Below are 22,856 nucleotides of genomic sequence, written 5' to 3'. Positions count from 1 at the left end.
ACTAACTCCATTAACAGTAATAGGGCCGCAAAATAGCGTGTAGTGTAACATGCTGGAAAAATAACTGTTGGCAGACAGCGCCTTTATTTAGTTCTTTTCTTTATCTTTTCTAATATTTGCTATCGTATCTTCTATTAAACGTCGAGCAATAGTATCGGGAGGCGGAATTTGAGGTAATTGATCATAACGATACCAACCCGCACTCGTTAACTCGGAAGGATCATGTTGTAACTCACCGCCATCATAATCAGCGAGAAAACCCATCATTAAAGAATGTGGAAACGGCCAAGGTTGTGAAGAAACATAACGAATATTACGAATTCGAATATTACTTTCTTCAAACACTTCACGAGCAACCGCCTCTTCTAGTGTTTCACCAACTTCAACAAAACCAGCAAGTACGGTGTAAAGTGGCGAATGTTTATGCCTAACATGATGTGCTAATAATATTTTATCTTCATGGCGGATCCCCACAATAATACAAGGCGCAATTTGCGGGTAATAACGCTCATGACAGTTATCACATAAACACGCCCATTCGCTCTCACTATGACGCATTTTAGAACCACAATAACCGCAAAAACGATGAGAGCGATAAAATTCAGCCAACTGAACACCACGCCCCACTAATTTAAATAAACTTTCATCTTGTGAGGCGATCAATCTTGGCGAACACATATCGTTATCCATTTTTCCATGAATAAGCCAAACCGTTTCACCTTGCCACTCGCCAACCATTTTGGCGTGTTGCCCCACTAAATTCCAATCTTTTGCAAAACCAAAAGGGAGCTCGCCTTTAGGTAACCATACTCGCCCACCAAGGCTGACTGTCCACCAGCCTTTTTCTGATCCTGTTAGCGTATATAAATGCATAGTGATAATTCTACCCAAAATAATGATATAGAATAAAGAATACTCTCTTTAGTAAGATCCACTCAATGTATTATATTTATCCTCTATAATTTATTAACATTCTAAGAATAAAAACATAAATTTCACTGATGGCGCGGAGTGTTAAAATGGCCAATGAAATAAAAAATAAAATAGCGATTTTTGATTTAGATGAAACCCTTTTGGCGGGTGATTCCAGCCGATTATGGTCACGTTATTTATGGGATAAAAAAATTGTCACTGATCCTGATTTTTTAAAACTAGATGAACAGATGATTGCTGACTATTACGCAGAAAAACTTGATATAAACCAATATCTTTATCAGCATTTAACTTACTTCAAACACCATAATATAGAAGTTATAAATCAATGGGTTATTGAATTTACTGAAAAAATCATTAAACCACAACTCTATCCAAAAGGAATATCGATTATTACCCAATATCGACAACAAAATATTCCCGTTATGATCATTTCAGCAACGATCTCTTTTCTGGTTCATGCTATTGCAAAACAACTTAATGCTGATGTCTCAATGGGGATTGATATGCAAATTAAAGATAATTATTACACTGGATATATTGAAGGCATCCCTACATTTCGAGAGGGAAAAGTAGAACGTTTAAATCAATGGAAAAAAGAAAATAACATTAATAATATTTATACTTATTTCTATACGGATTCCTCTAATGACCTTCCATTATGTTATCAAGCTGATCATGTTATAACGATTAATGCAGACAAAAAACTGGCTCAAATTTCAGATAAGGAAGCATGGGAGCAACGGCATTGGTATTTAAATAAATAATCCATATCGGACTTGTAGTTTTTAAAATCTTTCATATACTGGGCTAATTCTTGTCGGAGTGCCGAGTGTTTTTTATCCTAGTGATAAGCACCGGCTGAGACCGTTAATTCGGGATCCGCGGAACCTGATCGGGTTAATACCCGCGAAGGGAACAAGAGTGTCTCGAATTTTTTGATAGCCCGATGTGTCTACTTTTACACGCCTATCTGTCGATACTCCCCCGCAACCTCCAGACAAGCATTTTTCTCAATATCCACCCGACGGGCTAATGGCCTGCATGATATTTATTAGGAAATGCTATGTCCAAAAAACAAACCTTACCAATTAAAGATATTTCACCAACACCCCATACACAACGCCCAAGAAAAGAACAGCGAGATGCAGCCCAGAAATTTATTAGTACCATTCAAGGCGTAAGTTTTCCAAATTCGAAACGTATTTATCTTGAAGGATCACGTACTGATATCCAAGTACCCATGCGTGAAATACAACTTGATAAAACACTCGTTGGTGGCTCAAAAGAAGAGCCTATTTTTGAAGATAATGAACCTATCCCCATATATGACACTTCAGGCCCTTATGGTGATCCCGCTTCTCAACTCGACGTTAACCTTGGCTTAAAAAAAATTCGCCAATCATGGATTAATGAACGTAAAGACACGGAAATACTTTCACTATTAAGCTCTGATTTCACGCAAAAACGCCTTTCTGATGCAGGATTAGAACATTTACGTTTTCCGTTAAAACCAAACCCTAAGAAAGCGTTAAACGGCAAAAGTGTCACCCAACTACACTATGCTCGCCAAGGTATTATTACTCCTGAAATGGAGTTTATTGCTATTCGTGAGAATATGGGGCGAGAACGTATCCGAAGTAACGTTTTACGCCAACAACATGCAGGCTTTAGTTTTGGCGCACATCTTCCTGACAACATTACCCCTGAGTTTGTTCGCCAAGAAGTTGCGGCAGGTCGAGCGATTATCCCAGCCAACATCAATCACCCTGAATCAGAACCAATGATTATTGGGCGAAATTTCTTAGTGAAAGTGAATGCCAATATCGGAAACTCCTCTGTGACCTCCTCAATTGAAGAAGAAGTCGAAAAGCTAATTTGGTCTACGCGCTGGGGCGCTGATACTGTAATGGATCTCTCAACAGGTCGTTATATTCATGAAACGCGTGAGTGGATCATTCGTAATAGCCCAGTTCCTATTGGTACAGTACCTATTTATCAAGCGCTTGAGAAAGTAAATGGTATTGCAGAAGACCTGACGTGGGAAATATTCCGCGACACCTTACTTGAACAAGCAGAGCAAGGCGTAGACTACTTCACTATTCATGCTGGTGTATTACTACGTTATGTTCCTATGACCGCAAAACGTCTAACAGGTATTGTGTCTCGCGGCGGTTCGATCATGGCAAAATGGTGTTTATCGCATCATAAAGAAAATTTCCTCTACGAACACTTCCGTGAAATTTGTGAAATTTGTACGGCTTATGATGTTTCCCTTTCACTGGGCGATGGGCTAAGACCGGGTTCAATTCAAGATGCGAACGATGAAGCACAATTCTCTGAATTACATACTCTAGGTGAACTGACAAAAATTGCATGGGAATATGATGTTCAAGTCATGATAGAAGGCCCCGGTCATGTTCCAATGCAGATGATACGCCGCAATATGACAGAAGAATTAGAGCATTGTCATGAAGCACCATTCTATACATTAGGCCCTCTCACTACGGACATTGCACCGGGTTACGATCACTTCACATCTGGTATTGGTGCTGCAATGATTGGTTGGTTTGGTTGTGCAATGCTCTGTTATGTTACCCCTAAAGAGCATCTAGGCTTACCTAATAAAGAAGATGTAAAACAAGGTCTTATTACTTATAAAATTGCGGCTCATGCTGCCGATTTAGCCAAAGGGCATCCCGGCGCTCAAATTCGTGATAATGCCATGTCAAAAGCTCGTTTTGAGTTTAGATGGGAAGATCAATTCAATTTAGCGCTTGATCCTGAAACCGCACGCCAATATCACGATGAAACCTTGCCTCAAGCATCAGGTAAAGTCGCTCACTTCTGCTCAATGTGTGGTCCTAAATTCTGCTCAATGAAAATAACTCAAGAAGTACGTGATTATGCGGCGGGTATGGAACAAATGTCTCAGGCCTTTAAAGAGCATGGAAGTGAGTTATACCACAGTGCAGAAATCGCCAGTGTTGAGGTGACTGAAAATGAACAGATCCTCTAACACACCTTTCGCATCAACAGAAAAAAAGCTTGGGCTTTATCCTGTTGTTGATTCTGTTGAATGGATCGAACGCTTGTTAAAAACAGGCGTTACCACCCTGCAATTACGCATAAAAGATAAACAACCAGAAAATGTTGAACAAGAGATCATCGAAGCAATAAAACTGGGTAAACAATATCACGCAAGGCTATTTATTAATGATTATTGGCAACTTGCCATTAAACATCACGCCTACGGTATTCATCTTGGTCAAGAAGATCTCGATATTGCTGATCTTAATGCCATTAAACAAGCAGGATTACGACTGGGTATTTCTACTCACGACGAAGCTGAATTACAAAGAGCGAAAACATTACGTCCATCTTACATCGCATTAGGGCATATCTTCCCTACCACAACGAAAGATATGCCATCTAAACCACAAGGTTTGGAGGCGCTCAAACATCAAGTAGAACAGACACCTGATTTTCCAACTGTTGCTATTGGTGGGATCTCGCTAGAGAAAATACCTGATGTGATTGCAACGGGTGTCGGTAGTGTTGCCTTAGTCAGTGCAATAACAAAAGCGCCAGATTGGCAACAAGTGACTCGTAAATTATTAGAATTAGTGGAGGGAAAACCATCATGCTAAATGATAATGATTTTATGCGTTATAGCCGACAAGTGATGTTAGAAGATATTGGCTTAGAGGGGCAAAACAAACTTCAACACGCAAGAGTACTGATTATCGGTCTTGGTGGATTAGGCTCTCCTGCATCACTTTATCTTGCTGGTGCAGGTGTTGGTGAACTCATTTTAGTTGATGATGATGAGTTGCATATTTCTAACCTACAGCGTCAAATTCTTTATCGCACTCAAGATATTCCTAATGCAAAATCAGAGGTCGCAAAGCAGTCTCTGCTCGCATTAAATCCAGAGATAAAAATTACCGCTTATAAACAACGTATTGATGGTGATTCATTATCTAAATTAGTTAAAGAGGCGGATTTAGTCTTAGATTGCACAGATAACATGCTCACACGTCAAGCGATTAATCGTGCTTGTGTTTCACAGCAAACTCCGCTTATCAGTGGCAGTGCCGTAGGGTTTAGTGGCCAACTTATGGTATTTGAGCCGCCTTTTATTCATGGTTGCTATCACTGCCTCTATCCCGATGAGGCTGAACCACAACGAAATTGCACAACAGCCGGAATTCTAGGTCCTGTTGTGGGTGTGATTGGCACACTTCAGGCACTTGAAGCAATTAAATTACTTTCAGGGTTACCCTGTTCTCTAAGTGGAAAACTTCGCCTTTTCGATGGTAGAAAACAAAATTGGAGTACGTTGCGTTTAACACCATCAAAAACATGTCCTGTTTGTCGAGGTTTAGCATGAACATTACCGTAAATGACGAACAATATTCTCTGGATATGCCTGTCACTATCTGTCAGCTCCTTATTCAGTTAGAGCAACCACCTATTGGTGTAGCGCTTGCTATCAATGAAACCATCGTTCCCCGAGATAATTGGGAAACACATTTTATTAATGATGGCGATACTGTTCTTCTCTTTCAAGCAATTGCAGGGGGCTGATATGTTAAAAATTGCTGATACAACATTCACATCGAGACTTTTTACAGGCACAGGAAAATTTGCGACTCCAACGTTAATGACAGAAGCCATTAAAGCTTCGGGTAGCCAATTAGTTACGATGGCAATGAAGCGTGTGGATTTAAAGAAGGGTAATGATGATTTAATCGCACCACTTAAATCATTAGGAGTAAAATTATTGCCTAATACATCGGGTGCGAAAACGGCACAAGAAGCTGTTTTTGCGGCTCGTTTAGCGAAAGAAGCTTTTGGTACTCATTGGGTAAAATTAGAAATTCATCCTGATACCAAATATTTATTACCCGACCCTATTGAAACACTTAGAGCCGCTGAAATCCTTGTGAAAGAAGGTTTTGTGGTTTTACCTTATTGCAGCGCTGATCCCGTTTTATGTCGTCGTTTAGAAGAAATTGGTTGTGCCGCTGTGATGCCTTTAGGTTCTCCTATTGGTTCAAATCAAGGCTTACAGACTCGTGATTTTCTACGGATTATTATTGAACAAGCCTCAATTCCTGTTGTTGTTGATGCAGGTATTGGTGCACCGAGCCATGCACTTGAGGCATTAGAATTGGGTGCTGATGCAGTCTTAGTTAATACCGCAATTGCGGTTGCCAAAAATCCTGTTTTAATGGCACAAGCATTTAAAGCAGCGCTTGATGCAGGCGAACTTGCTCGACAATCAGGGCTTGCTACACCTGCTTCAGTTGTGAATATGCAAGCGCAAGCCTCTAGTCCATTAACCCAATACTTAGGGGCGTTCTAATGGACACTTTTTCTGATTATTGGCAACAACTCGACTGGGATGACATTACATTAAAACTCAATAGTAAAACCAATGAGGATGTTGAAGCCGCATTAAATCACCATACCCTTACACTTGATGATTTTATGGCGCTGATTTCGCCTGCAGGTCGGCATTACTTAGAGCCTATGGCTCAGCGCGCTCAGCAACTCACTCGACAACGCTTTGGTAATATTGTGGGATTATATGTTCCACTTTATCTTTCTAACTTATGTGCGAATGACTGTACTTATTGTGGTTTTTCAATGAGTAATGCCATTAAGCGTAAAACATTAAATGAAAGTGAGATCATTGCTGAATGTAATAGTATCAGACAATTAGGCTTTGATAGCCTGCTATTAGTCACTGGAGAACACCAAAGAAAAGTGGGTATGAATTATTTTCGCCAATACATCCCTCTTATTCGAGAGAATTTCAGTTCATTAATGATGGAAGTTCAACCTCTTGCAACAGAAGAGTATGCGGAATTAAAAACACTGGGTATTGATGGCGTAATGGTTTATCAAGAAACCTATCATGAACCCACTTATCAACTTCATCATCTAAAAGGTAAAAAACAAGATTTCCATTGGCGATTACAAACACCAGACAGATTAGGCCAAGCTGGAATCGATAAAATTGGTTTAGGGGCATTGATTGGGCTTTCAAACCAATGGCGTAGCGATTGCTATATGGTGGCTGAACATCTCGTGTTTTTACAAAAACGCTATTGGAAAAGCCGTTACTCTATCTCTTTTCCCCGTTTACGCCCTTGTGCAGGTGGACTTAGTCCTGCATCGGTAATGAATGAAGCCGAATTAGTTCAACTAATCTGTGCTTTTCGTATTTTGGCACCTGATGTTGAGCTATCCCTTTCAACACGGGAATCTCCCTATTTTCGTGATAATACAGTACCTTTAGCAATTAATAATATTAGTGCAGGTTCTAAAACTCAACCTGGAGGATATTCGAATAACCATGAAGAGTTAGAACAATTTTCACCTAATGATAATCGCCATGTCAATGATGTTATCAACGCATTAAAAGAGCGAGGATTACAACCAGTATGGAAGGATTGGGATAATTACTTGGGTCGTTAATTAAAATTTAAATAATATAAAGCCGCCTTTAATTTATTTATTTAAAAATAATAAAGGCGGCTTTTATTAAATAGTTTAATAAAAGTAACATGTAATAAGTTTAAAATAATTGAAGAAAAATAAAATAGTACAAACAATATATTATAATACTTTTAATTTGATATTATATGAAATAGGTAATTTAATTCTTATACTGTTAATTCTTCAAGTTCTTGAATACTTAAACCTGATATTTTTTCGATAAATAAAAGATCAAAATTCTCTTTTAATAAGTTTTGAGCTAATTCCATTTGTACTATTTTCTTACCAATTTCAATGCCTTCTGTTTTGCCCAACTCAATGCCTTTAGCCCGGCCTATTTCAATACCTACATTCTTACCTATTTCAATACCTACATTCTTACCTATTTCAATACCTACATTCTTACCTAATTCAATACCTACGTTTTTGCCCAGTTCGATCCCCTCATTTTTTCCTATTTCAAATCCTTCGCTTACACCTAAATTAAACCCTTTATTTTCTAATCTCCACGCTATATTCATAATCACCTCTTTGTGGTTATCTACTTGTTCAACTATCTTATTTAAAATGAACTCAAAGTCTGATGCATCCATAATTGAGAATAAATATTCTACAACAGCAACCGTGTCTTCATCTCTGCAGTTTTTCTGATTTATTGCTTTTGATAGAAGTATTGCAATTTCATTAATGTCATGACAACTATTAACGTGCTTCATTGCAATTTCCATTACCGCCGCTTTTTTATGTGTCAGTAAAATATCATCATCAATTGAAGTCAAATCAATTAAAGAGAAACTATTAGAATAAAGTTTATTAGCAAGTGAAGTAAGCGGAAAGCATGACATCCAATTAACCGGAAAAGGATAAGGCTTTTTCTTTCCATGATAAAACAGAATGGGAACAACGAGAGGTAAAGATTTATAACCTTGCTGTAAATGTTGATTCATAGTGTAAAACGCATAATTCATCATACGCCAAGCTATCATTTTATCTGGCTTAGATTGATGCTCTATCAGTAAATAAATAGAAATATCACCCTCTTTGGTTTTCACTAAATACAAAATATCAGACATACGAGAACGTAAATTAATATCGATGAAAGAAGAGTTTTGTAATTGCAATGTTGAAAAATCACAATGACTTTTTAAGTCCTCAGGTAAATGGACGAAGAAAAAGTCTTTCGCATTACTGACATTCATCATAAAACGTTTAAATGCAGAATCATAAGAAGATATGGATATCGTTTTTTTCATAACTAGCTCCATGCTGAATTTGGATTGCTAGCTTACAGAAAAAAATGAATTTTTATCACTAAAAAATTATCATAATTATCTGAAAAACATAAGTTATTTATTGATCTTAACTGAATCAGTAATAGAGAAATAAAAAATACCTTCAATAAATATCAAAGGTATTTTTTAAGATTATAAATTTTATTTTTAATTATTTATCAACAACGATATTTTTATTTACGACTTCATATTCATCATTACCGACCATTCTGGCAAATTTTTCTATAGAGTCTGTGCTTAATGCATATAACCGTTTTAAAGCATAAGGAGAGTCACCTAAACGAACTTTCCCCTGCTGTGTCGTCACAGCCAATATCATACCCGATGCTTTGGCTGCATTAATTGCTCTTTGATTATAGCCACCAAAAGGATATGCAAAAGCATATTGATGTGGATTTAATAATCGCAATACACGTTGTGAACGTTGCAAATCCAATATAATCGTGTGGGATGGACGACTAAAGATAATAGGCTTTTTATTATTATCTAAACGATGTAAAAAATGGGAGTGTGATTGAATATCAAAAACATCTCGACTCGATTTAAGCGACTGCCAGCTCATAAATTGCAATGAATTAGGTGCCCACTTAGATATTTTAGATTTTATTCGTGAAGAGATAACAAATAGTGTTGCTCGTTGGCCATTTTCTTTTAAAAGAGGATAAGCATAGCGATAGACAGACTGCAAACCATCATCAAATGTTAATGCAACAGCTCGACCCGGCAAATTGACACTTTTATTTAAATAGCCTGCAACTTGATTTAGTGAAAGTGTTTCATATCCCGCCTCTTTTAAATAATTCATTTGCTCTGTAAGTGCTGTCAATGATGTTGTTGTTGATGTATGGCGGAAATCACGATTTTCTGTTGCTTTGAGAATATGATGATAGGTAAGAACAGGAATACCTAAATCAGGCTTCACGTCTATTGATGAGATATAACCTAATCTGTCACCTAGAGAAATAGTAAACCAACCTATTTTATTCCCATTAGTATCCTCTTTTACTGTACGTGATAACACGGGGTAACGTAAGTTAGATAAGAGCACTGCAATTTGTGAACTCGAGGTATTTTCAGCACGATAGACTGGTGTATTTTTTGTTGTGATTAAATATTCGTAAATAGGATAGTCTGTCTTTTTTGAGCTATTTGATAAAAACCGTATTTTTTTATCCGGTTGAATAGAGACGATATCTTCAAAGTAACCATCTTCCAGACATCCGACTTCAAGATAACCTTGGGCATTTCCAAATTGTATTTTATGGTAATCGTTTACCGCCTCTGAAACATAAAAATTTTGGTTTGGGTATAGCTCTGCAACAGGGCGTAATTTATCACCAACAAACGCATATAACGTTTTTTGTTGCCGAAGTTGTATCAATGTCGTAATAGATGTTTCTAAATCCCACTGTGCTTCTGTTGGAATTTCTCTTTCAGACGGAGTTGCAAAAGCAAAACCAGTAAAAATACAAAATAGAATAAGCAATCCGTTAGTTATTACTCTCATTATTTCGCCTACTTATGTAGAACAGAAACAAAAAATGCCCTCACTATGGAGGGCATTTCAACCTAATTTAAATTAGATTTTAGTTTTTTAATCCACCGAAACCTGCATTCAGGAGTTCTGCTAAGTTAGCAGAAGCTTCATCAGCGCTGATTGTTGTTTCAGTTTCATCTGTCGGCAATTGTTTTTGACGACGTTTCATACGGTCTTGGTGATACGCATACCCTGTACCTGCTGGGATTAAGCGACCAACAATAACGTTTTCTTTCAAGCCACGTAATTCGTCACGTTTACCTGCTACAGCGGCTTCAGTCAGGACACGTGTTGTTTCCTGGAATGATGCTGCTGAGATGAAGGATTCAGTTGCCAGAGATGCTTTCGTGATACCTAATAGGTCACGAGCATAAGTTGCTGGTACTTTACCATCATCTTCTAGAACACGGTTCGATACTTTAACACGAGCGTATTCAACTTGTTCACCTTCGAGGAACTCAGAGCTTCCTGCGTTCGCAATGGTGACTTTACGGAGCATTTGACGCACGATAACTTCGATGTGTTTATCGTTAATCTTAACCCCTTGCAGGCGGTAAACTTCCTGTACTTCGTTAGTGATATAGCGAGTTACCGCATGAACACCACGTAAGCGCAGAATGTCGTGTGGTGATTCTGGACCATCGGAGATAACATCACCGCGCTCCACAACTTCACCTTCGAATACGTTAAGCTGACGCCATTTAGGGATCATCTCTTCGTATGCATCACTGCCGTCTAATGGAGAGATAACCAGACGACGTTTACCTTTGGTTTCTTTACCAAACGAGACAATACCGCTAATTTCAGCAAGAATTGCAGGCTCTTTAGGACGACGAGCTTCAAACAGGTCAGCAACACGTGGCAGACCACCAGTAATATCTTTAGTACCGCCAGATTCTTGTGGAATACGCGCTAAAGTATCACCTGCATTAATCGTCACACCATCGTCTAACTGAACGATCGCTTTACCTGGCAGGAAGTACTGTGCTGGCATGTCAGTATTTGGAATTAATACATCTTTACCTTGAGCATCAGTAATGCGCAGAGCTGGACGTAAATCTTTACCGCTACCTGTACGTTCTGCTGAATCCAGAACGACCAGTGAAGAAAGACCCGTTAATTCATCAGTCTGACGGATGATAGTTTGACCATCAACCATATCAGCAAAACGAATAGTACCCGATACTTCACTCACAACAGGCATGGTATGCGGATCCCAGTTTGCAACTGTCTCGCCACCATTAACCGCTTCGCCATCACCTTTAGATAGCTGAGCACCATAAGGTACTTTATAGCTTTCTTTCGTACGACCGAATTCATCAATCAGACGCAATTCTGTGTTACGAGAGGTAATAACTAATTTACCTGCGGTGTTAGCAATGAATTTCGCATTAAACAGCTTAATAGTACCTTTGTTACGTACTTGAATGCTAGATTCTGCTGCCGCACGAGATGCCGCACCACCGATGTGGAACGTACGCATCGTTAACTGTGTACCAGGTTCACCGATTGACTGTGCCGCGATAACACCGATAGCTTCACCTTTGTTGATGATATGACCACGAGCAAGGTCACGACCATAACAATTTGCACACACACCGAAGTCTGTATTACAGGTTACTACTGAGCGTACTTTCACGCTATCAACGGAGTTCTCTTCTAACAGATCACACAGTTTTTCATTTAACAGGGTGTTACGTGGAACAAGGATATCAGCAGTGCCTGGTTTCAGAATATCTTCTGCTGCCACACGACCTAATACACGTTCACGCAGTGGTTCTTTAACATCACCACCTTCGATAACCGGAGTCATCATAACACCTTCGGTTGTACCACAGTCGTCTTCTGTAACGACTAAGTCTTGTGCAACATCGACTAAACGACGAGTCAAGTAACCGGAGTTTGCTGTTTTCAGTGCGGTATCCGCAAGACCTTTACGAGCACCGTGAGTAGAGATGAAGTACTGGAGTACGTTCAGACCTTCACGGAAGTTTGCGGTAATTGGTGTTTCGATGATTGAGCCATCTGGCTTAGCCATCAGACCACGCATACCCGCCAACTGACGAATCTGAGCAGCAGAACCACGAGCACCAGAGTCAGCCATCATAAAGATGCTGTTAAACGAAACTTGTTGTTCTTCAACACCGTCACGGTTAATAACCGTTTCAGTAGACAGATTTTCCATCATCGCTTTTGCTACACGCTCATTCGCTGCAGCCCAAATATCGATGACTTTGTTATAACGTTCACCCGCTGTTACCAGACCGGATTGGAACTGTTCCTGAATTTCTGCCACTTCAGCTTCGGCTTCTGCAATAATCTCTGCTTTTTTCGCAGGGATAACCATGTCATCGATACCAACTGATGCACCAGAACGTGCAGCATAAGCAAAACCGGTATACATGATTTGGTCAGCAAAAATAACCGTTGGTTTTAAGCCCATTACGCGATAACAGGTATTCAGCATTTTGGAAATTGCTTTTTTACCTAATGGTTGGTTAACCAATTCGTAAGGTAGGCCTTGTGGTACGATCATCCACAAAATAGCACGACCAACGGTCGTATCTCTTAAGCTGGTGTTTGTAGTGACATTACCTTCGCCATCTCTGATCTCTTCAGTGATACGAACTTTAACACGTGCGTGTAAAGAGGCTAAACCGGCGCGATAAACGCGTTCAGCTTCTTTAGGACCACTTAACACCATGCCTTCACCTTTGGCATTGATGCAATCACGAGTCATGTAGTAAAGACCTAATACAACGTCCTGTGAAGGAACGATAATTGGGTCACCACTGGCTGGAGACAGAATGTTATTGGTTGACATCATCAGCGCACGAGCTTCTAACTGTGCTTCTAATGTCAATGGTACGTGAACCGCCATTTGGTCACCATCGAAGTCGGCGTTATATGCCGCACAAACGAGTGGGTGTAACTGAATAGCTTTACCTTCGATAAGGATTGGTTCAAATGCCTGAATACCTAAACGGTGAAGTGTTGGTGCACGGTTTAGCATCACTGGGTGTTCGCGGATAACTTCATCTAAGATATCCCAAACAACCGCTTCTTCACGCTCAACCATTTTTTTAGCGGCTTTAATCGTTGTCGCTAAACCACGGGTTTCCAGTTTTCCGTAAATAAATGGTTTGAATAATTCAAGTGCCATTTTTTTCGGCAGCCCACACTGATGCAGACGCAAATATGGACCAACGGTAATTACAGAACGACCAGAATAGTCAACACGTTTACCTAACAGGTTTTGACGGAAACGACCTTGTTTACCTTTGATCATATCAGCCAAAGATTTCAGAGGACGTTTGTTAGACCCTGTAATTGCACGACCACGACGACCGTTATCTAATAATGCATCAACAGACTCTTGTAACATACGTTTTTCGTTACGTACGATAATGTCTGGTGCTGCTAAATCAAGCAGGCGTTTTAAGCGGTTGTTACGGTTGATCACGCGACGATATAAATCGTTCAGGTCAGATGTCGCAAAACGACCGCCATCGAGTGGAACCAGTGGACGTAAGTCTGGTGGTAACACAGGCAGTACAGTTAAGATCATCCATTCAGGTTTATTGCCTGATTGAATGAACGCTTCAAGTAACTTGATACGTTTAGTCAGTTTCTTACGTTTAGTTTCAGAGTTAGTTTCGTTTAACTCTTCACGCAGCGTTTCACACTCTTGTTCCAGATCCATGCTCTGTAACAAGTTCTGAACAGCTTCTGCACCCATCTTCGCATCAAATTCGTCACCGAACTCTTCTAATGCGTCAAGATATTGCTCTTCTGTTAAGATTTGACTGCGTTCAAGGCTAGTCATCCCGCCTTCAACAACAACGTAAGATTCAAAATACAGCACACGTTCAATATCACGCAGTGGCATATCCAGCAGTAAACCAATACGGGACGGCAGTGATTTCAAAAACCAAATATGCGCAACTGGAGAAGCTAATTCGATGTGACCCATACGTTCACGACGAACTTTAGTTTGTGTAACTTCAACGCCACACTTCTCACAGATAACACCACGGTGTTTTAAACGTTTGTATTTACCACACAAACATTCGTAATCTTTTACTGGTCCGAAAATACGGGCGCAGAAAAGACCGTCACGTTCTGGTTTGAACGTACGGTAGTTAATTGTTTCTGGCTTTTTAACTTCACCAAATGACCATGAACGGATCATGTCAGGTGATGCCAGAGCAATTTTGATCGCATCAAACTCTTCGGTCTTGGTTTGCGCTTTCAGAAACTTTAATAAGTCTTTCACGAAATGGCTCCTGTCGGAGTTAGACCCGCCAGGCAAATGACCCCTGTCATTCACCCCTTTAAACCAGTGTAATCACTGTTTAACAGACTGCTATTTCTAGCAGTCTGTTTTTATGGAATCCGTTATTCGTCTTCCAATTCGATATTGATACCGAGTGAACGGATCTCTTTCAACAATACGTTGAAGGATTCCGGCATACCTGGTTCCATCTGATGATTACCATCAACGATGTTTTTGTACATTTTGGTACGACCGTTAACGTCATCTGACTTAACAGTAAGCATTTCTTGAAGAGTATAAGCTGCACCGTATGCTTCCAGTGCCCACACTTCCATCTCCCCGAAACGCTGTCCACCAAACTGTGCTTTACCACCAAGAGGTTGCTGAGTAACCAAGCTGTACGAACCGGTAGAACGGGCGTGCATCTTATCATCAACTAAGTGGTTCAGTTTCAGCATGTACATGTAACCAACAGTTACTGGACGCTCAAATTGTTCACCTGTACGACCATCGAAAAGTGTAATCTGACCAGAAGTTGGAAGATCTGCTAATTTCAGCATCTCTTTAATTTCCATTTCTTCTGCACCATCGAACACTGGTGTTGCGGTTGGCATCCCTTTTTTCAGGTTCTCAGCCAGACGTAACACTTCTTCATCACTGAAGGTGTCCAGATCGACTTTCTGACGAGGTGCCATACCCAGATCGTAAGCTTTCTGGATAAATTCACGTAATTTAGCAACTTCTTGTTGCTGTTTTAGCATCGCGTTGATCTTATCGCCGATACCTTTAGCAGCCATACCCAAGTGAGTTTCAAGGATCTGACCGATGTTCATACGTGATGGTACACCTAGTGGGTTCAGTACGAGGTCAACAGGGTTACCGTTTTCATCGTATGGCATGTCTTCAATTGGGTTAATCTTAGAGATAACACCCTTGTTACCATGACGACCCGCCATCTTATCACCTGGTTGAATCTGACGTTTAACGGCCAGGTAAACCTTGACGATTTTCAGCACACCTGGTGCTAAATCATCACCTTGAGTGATTTTACGACGTTTGGCTTCTAGTTTCTTCGCGAACTCAGCTTTCAGTTCATCATACTGTTCTGCTAACTGTTCTAACTGGTTTTGCTTTTCTTCATCAGCAATACCCAGTTCTAACCAACGTTCACGAGGCAGTTTGTCTAATTTCTCAGCTTCAATACCGCCAGCAATCAGAACACCACGGATACGCGCGAATAAACCGGCTTCAAAGATACGCAGTTCTTCTGTTAAGTCTTTTTTGACTTCACGCAACTGTGATTCTTCAATTTCTAATGCACGTTTATCTTTTTCTACACCATCACGAGTGAAGACTTGTACATCGATAACTGTACCAGACACACCGTTAGGAACACGTAGAGAAGAATCTTTAACATCAGAGGCTTTTTCACCGAAGATAGCACGCAGTAGTTTCTCTTCTGGAGTCAGTTGAGTTTCACCTTTAGGTGTTACTTTACCAACCAGAATGTCACCACCTTTCACTTCAGCACCGATATAAACGATACCTGATTCATCCAGTTTAGATAATGCAGCTTCGCCGACGTTCGGGATATCTGCCGTGATCTCTTCAGGCCCTAACTTAGTATCACGAGACACACAAGCCAGTTCTTGAATATGGATAGTTGTGAAGCGATCTTCTTGAACAACACGTTCGGATACAAGGATGGAGTCCTCGTAGTTATAACCATTCCATGGCATAAATGCCACGCGCATGTTTTGGCCTAATGCAAGTTCACCAAGGTCTGTTGAAGGACCATCGGCTAATACATCGCCACGTTCAATAGGTTCACCTAAAGAAACGCAAGGTGTTTGGTTAATACATGTGTTTTGGTTAGAACGAGTGTATTTAGTCAAGCTGTAGATATCAATGCCCGCTTCGCCAGCGTAAGTCTCTTCTTCGTTAACTTTAATAACGATACGAGAAGCATCAACATACTGAACAGTACCACCACGTTTAGCAACTGCAGTAACACCGGAGTCAACCGCTACAGCACGTTCCATACCTGTACCTACCAGTGGTTTATCACCACGAAGTGTAGGAACAGCCTGACGTTGCATGTTCGCACCCATCAATGCACGGTTGGCATCATCGTGTTCAAGGAATGGGATCAGTGAAGCACCGACAGAAACAACCTGTTGAGTTGAAACGTCCATGTACTGAACTTGGTCACGACTAAATAAGCTTGATTCGCCTCTATGACGACAAGTTACTAATTCTTCAACGAAGTGGTTATCATCGTCTAATACGGAGTTAGCCTGAGCAATGATGAAGTTGCCTTCTTCAATTGCTGACAGATAATGAATTTCATCTGTTACAGCGTTGTTTTCAACAACACGGTAAGGCGTTTCAAGGAATCCGTACTCATTAGTCTGTGCATAAACAGATAATGAGTTGATAAGACCGATGTTTGGACCTTCAGGCGTTTCGATTGGGCACACACGACCGTAGTGAGTTGGGTGTACGTCTCGAACTTCAAAGCCTGCACGTTCACGAGTCAGACCACCCGGGCCTAATGCAGAAATACGGCGTTTATGCGTAATTTCTGATAGTGGGTTATTCTGATCCATAAACTGTGATAACTGGCTAGAGCCAAAGAATTCTTTGACAGCAGCAGAAATCGGTTTTGCGTTGATCATATCTTGTGGCATTAAAGCGTCAAGATCGCCTAAAGATAGACGTTCTTTAACAGCACGCTCAACACGAACGAGACCAACACGGAATTGGTTTTCAGCCATTTCGCCAACAGAACGAATACGACGGTTACCTAAGTGGTCGATATCATCCACTTCACCTTTACCATTACGGATATCAATCAGTTTTTTCATTACTTCAATGATATCTTCTTGGCTCAGGATGCCAGAACCTTCAACTTCTTCACGGCTTAAAGAACGGTTGAATTTCATGCGACCAACAGCAGACAGATCATAACGATCTTCAGAGAAGAATAAATTCTCAAATAAATTCTCTGCTGCTTCACGTGTTGGTGGCTCACCAGGACGCATCATGCGATAAATTTCAACTAACGCGCTTAAACGATCGTTTGTAGGATCGACGCGAACAGTTTCCGAAATATAAGCACCATGATCTAAGTCATTGGTAAACAGCGTTTCAATCGTTTTATGGCCTGCTTGACTTAAGCGAGCTAACACATCTAAAGAGATTTCCATGTTAGCAGCACAAATCAGTTCACCCGTTGCTTCATCAATATAGTCACGAGCAACCACTTTACCTGCAATATATTCAACAGGAACTTCAATGCGGTTAATTTCTTCTTTTTCTAATTGACGAATATGGCGAGCAGTAATACGACGACCTTTTTCGACATACACTTTGCCGTTTGCTTCAATATCAAATGAAGCCGTTTCACCACGCAAACGCTCAGGCACTAACGTCATCATCAGTTTATTATTGCTGATTTCAAACGTCGTTTTGTCGAAGAACAGGTTTAAGATGTCTTCGGTGCTGTAGTTCATTGCGCGTAAAATGATAGTCGCAGGTAATTTACGGCGACGGTCAATACGGACAAATAGGTTATCTTTAGGGTCGAATTCGAAGTCTAACCATGAGCCACGATAAGGGATAATACGTGCGTTATACAGTACCTTACCTGAAGAGTGTGTTTTACCTTTGTCACTATCAAAGAACACACCAGGGCTACGGTGTAACTGGGAAACGATAACACGCTCAGTACCATTGATAACAAAAGTACCATTATCGGTCATTAATGGGATTTCGCCCATATAGACTTCTTGTTCTTTGATATCTTTAACGGTGCCTTCAGGGGCTTCACGTTCATAAATGACCAGACGCAGTTTTACACGCAATGGTGCAGAATAAGTTACACCGCGGATCTGACATTCTTTGACATCAAAAACAGGCTCGCCTAAGCGGTAACTGACATATTGTAACTCAGCATTACCACTGTAGCTTTGGATTGGAAATACGGAACGGAAAGCCGCTTCCAGACCGTTTTGACCATCAGGATCTTGCTCGATAAACTTCTGGAACGAGTCAAGTTGGATAGAAAGGAGATAGGGAACATCCAGAACTTGTGGACGTTTACCAAAATCCTTACGAATACGTTTTTTCTCGGTATAGGAGTAAACCATAGGGTTCCTCAGCTCGCTGAAAAGTGACCCACTCTGCCTACCCTTAGATATTAAGGGCGACACGACATTCTGCTAACACTATTTTTTGTAGGTAGGAAAATAATATTTTCCATAATATTCATTGCTATTACTCTTAAACCATTTCATTGCATTGAGTTAACTACCGAGCTTTTGGAAAACGTGGATCGTAGCTACTAATACAGTATATTAAGTCGTCAATAGCAAAAGATATTGAGGTAAAGAGGAAGCCAAAAAGTGTGAAAAAGCTACTCTTACCTTACAGCGCAAAAAGGCTGGTGACCAAAAAATCACCAGCCATCAGCCGTTAGGCTGCACTCTGGGAAGTTAAATTATTTAACTTCAACCTCAGCGCCTGCTTCTTCCAGAGCTTTCTTCAGAGTTTCAGCGTCGTCTTTGCTGATGCCTTCTTTCAGAGCTGCTGGAGCAGATTCTACTAAGTCTTTAGCTTCTTTCAGGCCAAGACCGGTAGCGCCACGTACTGCTTTGATTACTGCTACTTTGTTACCGCCGATAGCTTTCAGGATAACATCAAATTCAGTTTTTTCTTCAGCAGCTTCTGCTGGACCCGCAGCAACAGCAACAGCTGCAGCAGCAGATACACCGAATTTTTCTTCCATCATAGTGATCAGTTCAACAACGTCCATTACAGACATTTCAGCAACTGCATTTAAGATATCGTCTTTAGAGATAGACATAACAAGTGTTCCTAAAATTCAGAAAAGTTTATACGTAAAATAAAGCAACGAAGGAAATTAGCTATGCAATTAAGCAGCTTCTTTCTGATCGCGCAGTGCAGCCAGAGTGCGAACCAGTTTGCCGGCAGCGGCTTCTTTCATGGTTGCCATCAGGCGTGCGATTGCTTCATCGTAAGTTGGGAGTGTAGCCAGACGATCAATGTTTGATCCTGGGATAAACTCACCTTCAAAGGCAGCCGCTTTAATCTCGAATGCTGGGTTCGCTTTAGCGAAATCTTTGAACAGACGAGCTGCAGCGCCCGGATGTTCGAAAGAAAAAGCAATCAAGGTTGGACCAACAAATGCATCTTTCAGTACTTCATAAGAAGAACCTTCAACAGCACGACGCAGCAGAGTGTTACGTACTACACGTACAGTAACGCCAGCTTCACGACATGCTTTACGCAGTTCGGTCATTTTTGCTACAGTTACGCCACGGGAATCCGCAACAACTGCAGAAAGCGCACCTTTGGCAACTTCGCTGACTTCAGCAACAATCGCTTGTTTGTCTTGAAGATTTAGTGCCATTAGCTTCTTGCTCCTGGATTAACCGAGTAAAAAACTCGGGACTCACATCACTTATTGCCACAATGGAAATAAGCGCTAAAACACGGTGAGCAGAATCCAGAATAATTTATTCTTTTTGGCTCTCTCACCGTCTACGCAGGAAAATTAAGTAATTACTTACACCTGCGGTCTTGGACGGGGTCTGGATAGGCCAGACTCCAACCGAAAATTCAGAGAATTTAGTTATGTTGACTTATAAAAAATACAACATAGCTAAACTCAAGGCGTCAAATTCTATACAAATTTGACGCCAAGGTAAAGTCTTTTATGACTTTAGTCTAATCGAAGATTAAACTGTCGCGCTCAAGCTAGCTTGATCAATAGCAACACCAGCACCCATAGTGGTAGACAGGCTTACTTTCTTGATATAAACGCCTTTCGCTGCAGATGGTTTTGCTTTTTTCAGCGCAACCAGCAGAGCTTCTAAGTTTTCTTTCAACTGAGCTTCGCTGAAATCAACTTTACCGATAGTGGTATGGATAATACCATTTTTGTCGTTACGGTAACGAACCTGACCAGCTTTAGCATTTTTAACTGCTTCAGCAACGTTAGGAGTTACAGTACCCACTTTCGGGTTTGGCATTAAGCCACGTGGACCAAGGATTTGACCTAATTGGCCAACAACGCGCATTGCATCTGGAGATGCGATAACAACGTCAAAGTCCATTTCGCCAGCTTTAATTTTAGCTGCTAAGTCATCCATACCGATTAATTCAGCGCCTGCTTCTTTAGCAGCTTCTGCATTTGCACCTTGTGCGAATACAGCAACGCGAACTGAACGGCCAGTACCATTCGGAAGTACAGTTGCACCACGAACGTTTTGGTCTGATTTACGAGCATCGATGCCAAGGTTAACAGCAACGTCAACACTTTCAACGAATTTAGCAGTAGCCAGTTCTTTCAGTAAAGCAACCGCTTCAGCGATTTCGTACTGTTTAGTGACTTCTACTTTTTCACGGATATTGCGCATGCGCTTGGTTAGTTTAGCCATCAGATTAATCCTCCACTACCAGGCCCATGGAACGAGCAGTACCAGCAATTGAACGCATCATAGCTTCAACGTCAGCACCAGTCAGGTCCGCAGCTTTAGTTTCTGCGATTTCACGAACTTGAGCAGTGGTAATTTTACCTACTTTCTCTTTGTTCGGTTTGCCAGAACCTGATTTCACGCCCGCTGCTTTCTTCAGCAGAACTGCTGCTGGAGGAGTTTTGGTAACGAAAGTGAAAGAACGGTCAGCGTAAACTGTAATAACAACAGGAATTGGTAAGCCTTTTTCTACGCTTTCAGTTTTAGCGTTGAATGCTTTACAGAATTCCATGATGTTAACACCTTGTTGACCCAGAGCTGGACCAACTGGTGGACTTGGATTAGCCATACCTGCAGAAACTTGCAGTTTGATATAGGCTTGGACTTTCTTAGCCATTAATTAATTCCTCAATTTGGGTATATCGCCCGGCTAGGGCTCCCCGATTTTACTTTGTTTTGTCATATGACAAAACAACTCAAAACGAAAGGTGGAAAATTGTAGATAACTTTTCCACCTTTTGCAAGAAAGCAACGTAAAAAGGTTTAACCTTTTTCAACCTGACCGAAGTCTAGTTCAACTGGTGTCGCACGACCAAAAATTGAAACAGAAACTTTCAAGCGGCTTTTTTCGTAATCAACTTCTTCAACCACACCATTAAAGTCAGCGAATGGACCATCACTAACGCGAACCATTTCACCTGGTTCAAACAATGTTTTAGGACGTGGTTTATCACCAACTTGCTGTAAGCGATTCATAATCGCATCAACTTCTTTATCGCTAATTGGTGCAGGACGATCTGAGGTTCCGCCAATAAATCCCATAACACGAGGTACATTACGCACTAAGTGCCAAGTTGCATCATTCATGACCATTTGGACAAGAACATAGCCAGGGAAAAATTTACGCTCACTTTTACGACGTTGCCCGCTACGGATCTCAACCACTTCTTCAGTTGGAACCATAACTTCGCCGAATGAGTCTTCCATTTCGTTTAATTTGATATGTTCACGCAGAGACTGTGCAACACGGCCTTCAAAGCCTGAAAATGCCTGAATGACATACCAGCGTTTTTTCGGAGAATCAGTCATGAACACCTCACAGGCCAGTAATAAATGAAACAAAACGAACCAGAATGCCATCCAGTCCCCAAAGAACTAATGACACAATAGCCGTCACCGCAGCAACAATCAACGTTGTCTGCAATGTTTCTTGACGTGTTGGCCATACTACTTTACGCATTTCAATACGCGCTTCACGCGCAAATGCTAACGTCGCTTTACCTTGTGTTGTCCACAACGCGATACCACCTGCTGCTACGAACAAAGCAACAACAGCTAAAGCTCGTAACGCTAGGTTAAATTCACGGTAAAGATAGTTGCCACCCACTGCTACTGCCAGCAATAAAACGGTAATGATCCACTTAGCGATATCACCACCGCGTTTGCTATCTTGAGCTCCGCTATTCGCACTCATAAATTAACCTGTCATATGATGTAAATAAATAGCCAGCTTGCCTCGCAAGAGCAAAACAAATCAGACTAACCATAAAATCAACTATGATCGCATCTGACACAGTGTCATAAAGTTATGACATTCGTATCTGCAAGATACTGGACTCGATTCGTTGTATCAGAGCCTATCTCACCAATAATTTACTTCAAACTAGTGATGAGATAGGTTCTTTTTCAAACAACGCATAAAAAGGGCATCGATTGATGCCCTTCTCTAGGAGAATTACGCGAGTAATTAACCTAATACTTTAGCAACAACGCCCGCACCTACTGTACGGCCACCTTCACGGATAGCG

The 22,856-nt window shown here is 40.8% G+C and carries 18 protein-coding genes and 1 riboswitch; of the genes, 7 read left to right on the top strand and 11 right to left on the bottom strand.

All coding sequences use genetic code 11. The annotated features are described in order from the left end of the window. Positions 1-87 precede the first annotated feature (87 nt). A complete protein-coding gene (gene nudC, locus INT04_RS17905; RefSeq protein WP_193017442.1) occupies positions 88-873 on the bottom strand; it encodes an NAD(+) diphosphatase in 786 nt (261 codons plus the stop codon). Positions 874-1,019: 146 nt separating this feature from the next. Here nudC and INT04_RS17900 point away from each other — a divergent pair, with 146 nt between their 5' ends. The 7 genes from INT04_RS17900 (at position 1,020) to thiH (ending at position 7,422) form a co-directional block, all read left to right on the top strand. After that, the gene (locus tag INT04_RS17900; protein ID WP_193017441.1) at positions 1,020-1,700 is read left to right on the top strand and encodes an HAD family hydrolase; all 681 of its coding nucleotides are present in this window, start codon (positions 1,020-1,022) and stop codon (positions 1,698-1,700) included. 44 nt (positions 1,701-1,744) lie between these two features. Continuing rightward, a riboswitch (TPP riboswitch) is annotated at positions 1,745-1,868 on the top strand. Between the two features lie 131 nt (positions 1,869-1,999). After that, the gene (gene thiC / locus INT04_RS17895) at positions 2,000-3,952 is read left to right on the top strand and encodes a phosphomethylpyrimidine synthase ThiC (protein WP_193017440.1); all 1,953 of its coding nucleotides are present in this window, start codon (positions 2,000-2,002) and stop codon (positions 3,950-3,952) included. Continuing rightward, the gene (gene thiE, locus INT04_RS17890; RefSeq protein ID WP_193017439.1) at positions 3,936-4,583 is read left to right on the top strand and encodes a thiamine phosphate synthase; all 648 of its coding nucleotides are present in this window, start codon (positions 3,936-3,938) and stop codon (positions 4,581-4,583) included. Before thiC ends, thiE begins: the two co-directional genes overlap by 17 nt. After that, entirely contained in the window at positions 4,577-5,326 is a 750-nt protein-coding gene (locus INT04_RS17885; RefSeq protein ID WP_193017438.1) for a HesA/MoeB/ThiF family protein, read from the top strand. Before thiE ends, INT04_RS17885 begins: the two co-directional genes overlap by 7 nt. Then, positions 5,323-5,523 (top strand): sulfur carrier protein ThiS, encoded by a 201-nt coding sequence (gene thiS / locus INT04_RS17880; RefSeq protein WP_193017437.1) that lies wholly within the window; start codon positions 5,323-5,325, stop codon positions 5,521-5,523. Before INT04_RS17885 ends, thiS begins: the two co-directional genes overlap by 4 nt. Position 5,524: 1 nt before the next feature. After that, complete coding sequence (locus tag INT04_RS17875) at positions 5,525-6,304, top strand: thiazole synthase (RefSeq protein WP_193017436.1); 780 nt, start codon at positions 5,525-5,527, stop codon at positions 6,302-6,304. Then, the gene (thiH, locus tag INT04_RS17870) at positions 6,304-7,422 is read left to right on the top strand and encodes a 2-iminoacetate synthase ThiH (RefSeq protein WP_193017435.1); all 1,119 of its coding nucleotides are present in this window, start codon (positions 6,304-6,306) and stop codon (positions 7,420-7,422) included. Before INT04_RS17875 ends, thiH begins: the two co-directional genes overlap by 1 nt. A 188-nt stretch (positions 7,423-7,610) precedes the next feature. Here thiH and INT04_RS17865 read toward each other — a convergent pair whose 3' ends face one another. The 10 genes from INT04_RS17865 to secE all read right to left on the bottom strand — a co-directional run bounded on the left by INT04_RS17865 (position 7,611) and on the right by secE (position 22,522). After that, on the bottom strand, positions 7,611-8,696 hold the full coding sequence (locus INT04_RS17865) for an Rpn family recombination-promoting nuclease/putative transposase (protein WP_193017434.1): 1,086 nt from the start codon (positions 8,694-8,696) through the stop codon (positions 7,611-7,613). A 190-nt stretch (positions 8,697-8,886) separates the two neighbouring features. Continuing rightward, positions 8,887-10,242: a polysaccharide deacetylase family protein gene (locus tag INT04_RS17860; protein WP_193017433.1), complete on the bottom strand. Its 1,356-nt coding sequence runs from the start codon at positions 10,240-10,242 to the stop codon at positions 8,887-8,889. A gap of 79 nt (positions 10,243-10,321) precedes the next feature. Then, positions 10,322-14,548 carry a DNA-directed RNA polymerase subunit beta' gene (rpoC, locus tag INT04_RS17855; protein WP_193017432.1) on the bottom strand — a complete coding sequence of 1,409 codons (4,227 nt, stop codon included), beginning with the start codon at positions 14,546-14,548 and terminating at the stop codon, positions 10,322-10,324. Positions 14,549-14,670: 122 nt separating this feature from the next. Next, complete coding sequence (gene rpoB, locus INT04_RS17850; protein ID WP_193017431.1) at positions 14,671-18,699, bottom strand: DNA-directed RNA polymerase subunit beta; 4,029 nt, start codon at positions 18,697-18,699, stop codon at positions 14,671-14,673. Positions 18,700-19,049: 350 nt separating this feature from the next. Then, positions 19,050-19,415 (bottom strand): 50S ribosomal protein L7/L12, encoded by a 366-nt coding sequence (rplL, locus tag INT04_RS17845; protein ID WP_193017430.1) that lies wholly within the window; start codon positions 19,413-19,415, stop codon positions 19,050-19,052. A 69-nt stretch (positions 19,416-19,484) separates the two neighbouring features. Further along, positions 19,485-19,982: a 50S ribosomal protein L10 gene (gene rplJ, locus INT04_RS17840; RefSeq protein ID WP_193017429.1), complete on the bottom strand. Its 498-nt coding sequence runs from the start codon at positions 19,980-19,982 to the stop codon at positions 19,485-19,487. 328 nt (positions 19,983-20,310) lie between these two features. Beyond that, positions 20,311-21,012: a 50S ribosomal protein L1 gene (gene rplA, locus INT04_RS17835; RefSeq protein ID WP_193017428.1), complete on the bottom strand. Its 702-nt coding sequence runs from the start codon at positions 21,010-21,012 to the stop codon at positions 20,311-20,313. Positions 21,013-21,016: 4 nt separating this feature from the next. Next, positions 21,017-21,445: a 50S ribosomal protein L11 gene (rplK, locus tag INT04_RS17830; RefSeq protein WP_193017427.1), complete on the bottom strand. Its 429-nt coding sequence runs from the start codon at positions 21,443-21,445 to the stop codon at positions 21,017-21,019. 146 nt (positions 21,446-21,591) lie between these two features. Next, positions 21,592-22,137: a transcription termination/antitermination protein NusG gene (gene nusG, locus INT04_RS17825; protein WP_064718096.1), complete on the bottom strand. Its 546-nt coding sequence runs from the start codon at positions 22,135-22,137 to the stop codon at positions 21,592-21,594. Positions 22,138-22,144: 7 nt separating this feature from the next. After that, on the bottom strand, positions 22,145-22,522 hold the full coding sequence (gene secE, locus INT04_RS17820) for a preprotein translocase subunit SecE (protein ID WP_023583091.1): 378 nt from the start codon (positions 22,520-22,522) through the stop codon (positions 22,145-22,147). Positions 22,523-22,856 lie beyond the last annotated feature (334 nt).

Origin of the sequence: Proteus sp. FME41 (assembly GCF_014897315.1) — a bacterium.
Taxonomy (GTDB): domain Bacteria; phylum Pseudomonadota; class Gammaproteobacteria; order Enterobacterales; family Enterobacteriaceae; genus Proteus.
The sequence above is the reverse complement of the archived record's forward strand: the minus strand, read 5'-3'. Positions and strand labels throughout refer to the sequence as shown.

Excerpts from the sequence above, each read along its gene's own strand:
- thiH (WP_193017435.1), top strand. The coding sequence starts at position 6,304 with ATGGACACTTTTTCTGATTATTGGCAACAACTCGACTGGGATGACATT.
- secE (WP_023583091.1), bottom strand. The coding sequence starts at position 22,522 with ATGAGTGCGAATAGCGGAGCTCAAGATAGCAAACGCGGTGGTGATATC.
- thiC (WP_193017440.1), top strand. The coding sequence starts at position 2,000 with ATGTCCAAAAAACAAACCTTACCAATTAAAGATATTTCACCAACACCC.
- INT04_RS17900 (WP_193017441.1), top strand. The coding sequence starts at position 1,020 with ATGGCCAATGAAATAAAAAATAAAATAGCGATTTTTGATTTAGATGAA.
- rplL (WP_193017430.1), bottom strand. The coding sequence starts at position 19,415 with ATGTCTATCTCTAAAGACGATATCTTAAATGCAGTTGCTGAAATGTCT.
- INT04_RS17885 (WP_193017438.1), top strand. The coding sequence starts at position 4,577 with ATGCTAAATGATAATGATTTTATGCGTTATAGCCGACAAGTGATGTTA.
- nudC (WP_193017442.1), bottom strand. The coding sequence starts at position 873 with ATGCATTTATATACGCTAACAGGATCAGAAAAAGGCTGGTGGACAGTC.
- thiS (WP_193017437.1), top strand. The coding sequence starts at position 5,323 with ATGAACATTACCGTAAATGACGAACAATATTCTCTGGATATGCCTGTC.
- thiE (WP_193017439.1), top strand. The coding sequence starts at position 3,936 with ATGAACAGATCCTCTAACACACCTTTCGCATCAACAGAAAAAAAGCTT.
- rplA (WP_193017428.1), bottom strand. The coding sequence starts at position 21,012 with ATGGCTAAACTAACCAAGCGCATGCGCAATATCCGTGAAAAAGTAGAA.
- INT04_RS17875 (WP_193017436.1), top strand. The coding sequence starts at position 5,525 with ATGTTAAAAATTGCTGATACAACATTCACATCGAGACTTTTTACAGGC.
- nusG (WP_064718096.1), bottom strand. The coding sequence starts at position 22,137 with ATGACTGATTCTCCGAAAAAACGCTGGTATGTCATTCAGGCATTTTCA.
- rplK (WP_193017427.1), bottom strand. The coding sequence starts at position 21,445 with ATGGCTAAGAAAGTCCAAGCCTATATCAAACTGCAAGTTTCTGCAGGT.
- rplJ (WP_193017429.1), bottom strand. The coding sequence starts at position 19,982 with ATGGCACTAAATCTTCAAGACAAACAAGCGATTGTTGCTGAAGTCAGC.
- INT04_RS17860 (WP_193017433.1), bottom strand. The coding sequence starts at position 10,242 with ATGAGAGTAATAACTAACGGATTGCTTATTCTATTTTGTATTTTTACT.
- rpoB (WP_193017431.1), bottom strand. The coding sequence starts at position 18,699 with ATGGTTTACTCCTATACCGAGAAAAAACGTATTCGTAAGGATTTTGGT.
- INT04_RS17865 (WP_193017434.1), bottom strand. The coding sequence starts at position 8,696 with ATGAAAAAAACGATATCCATATCTTCTTATGATTCTGCATTTAAACGT.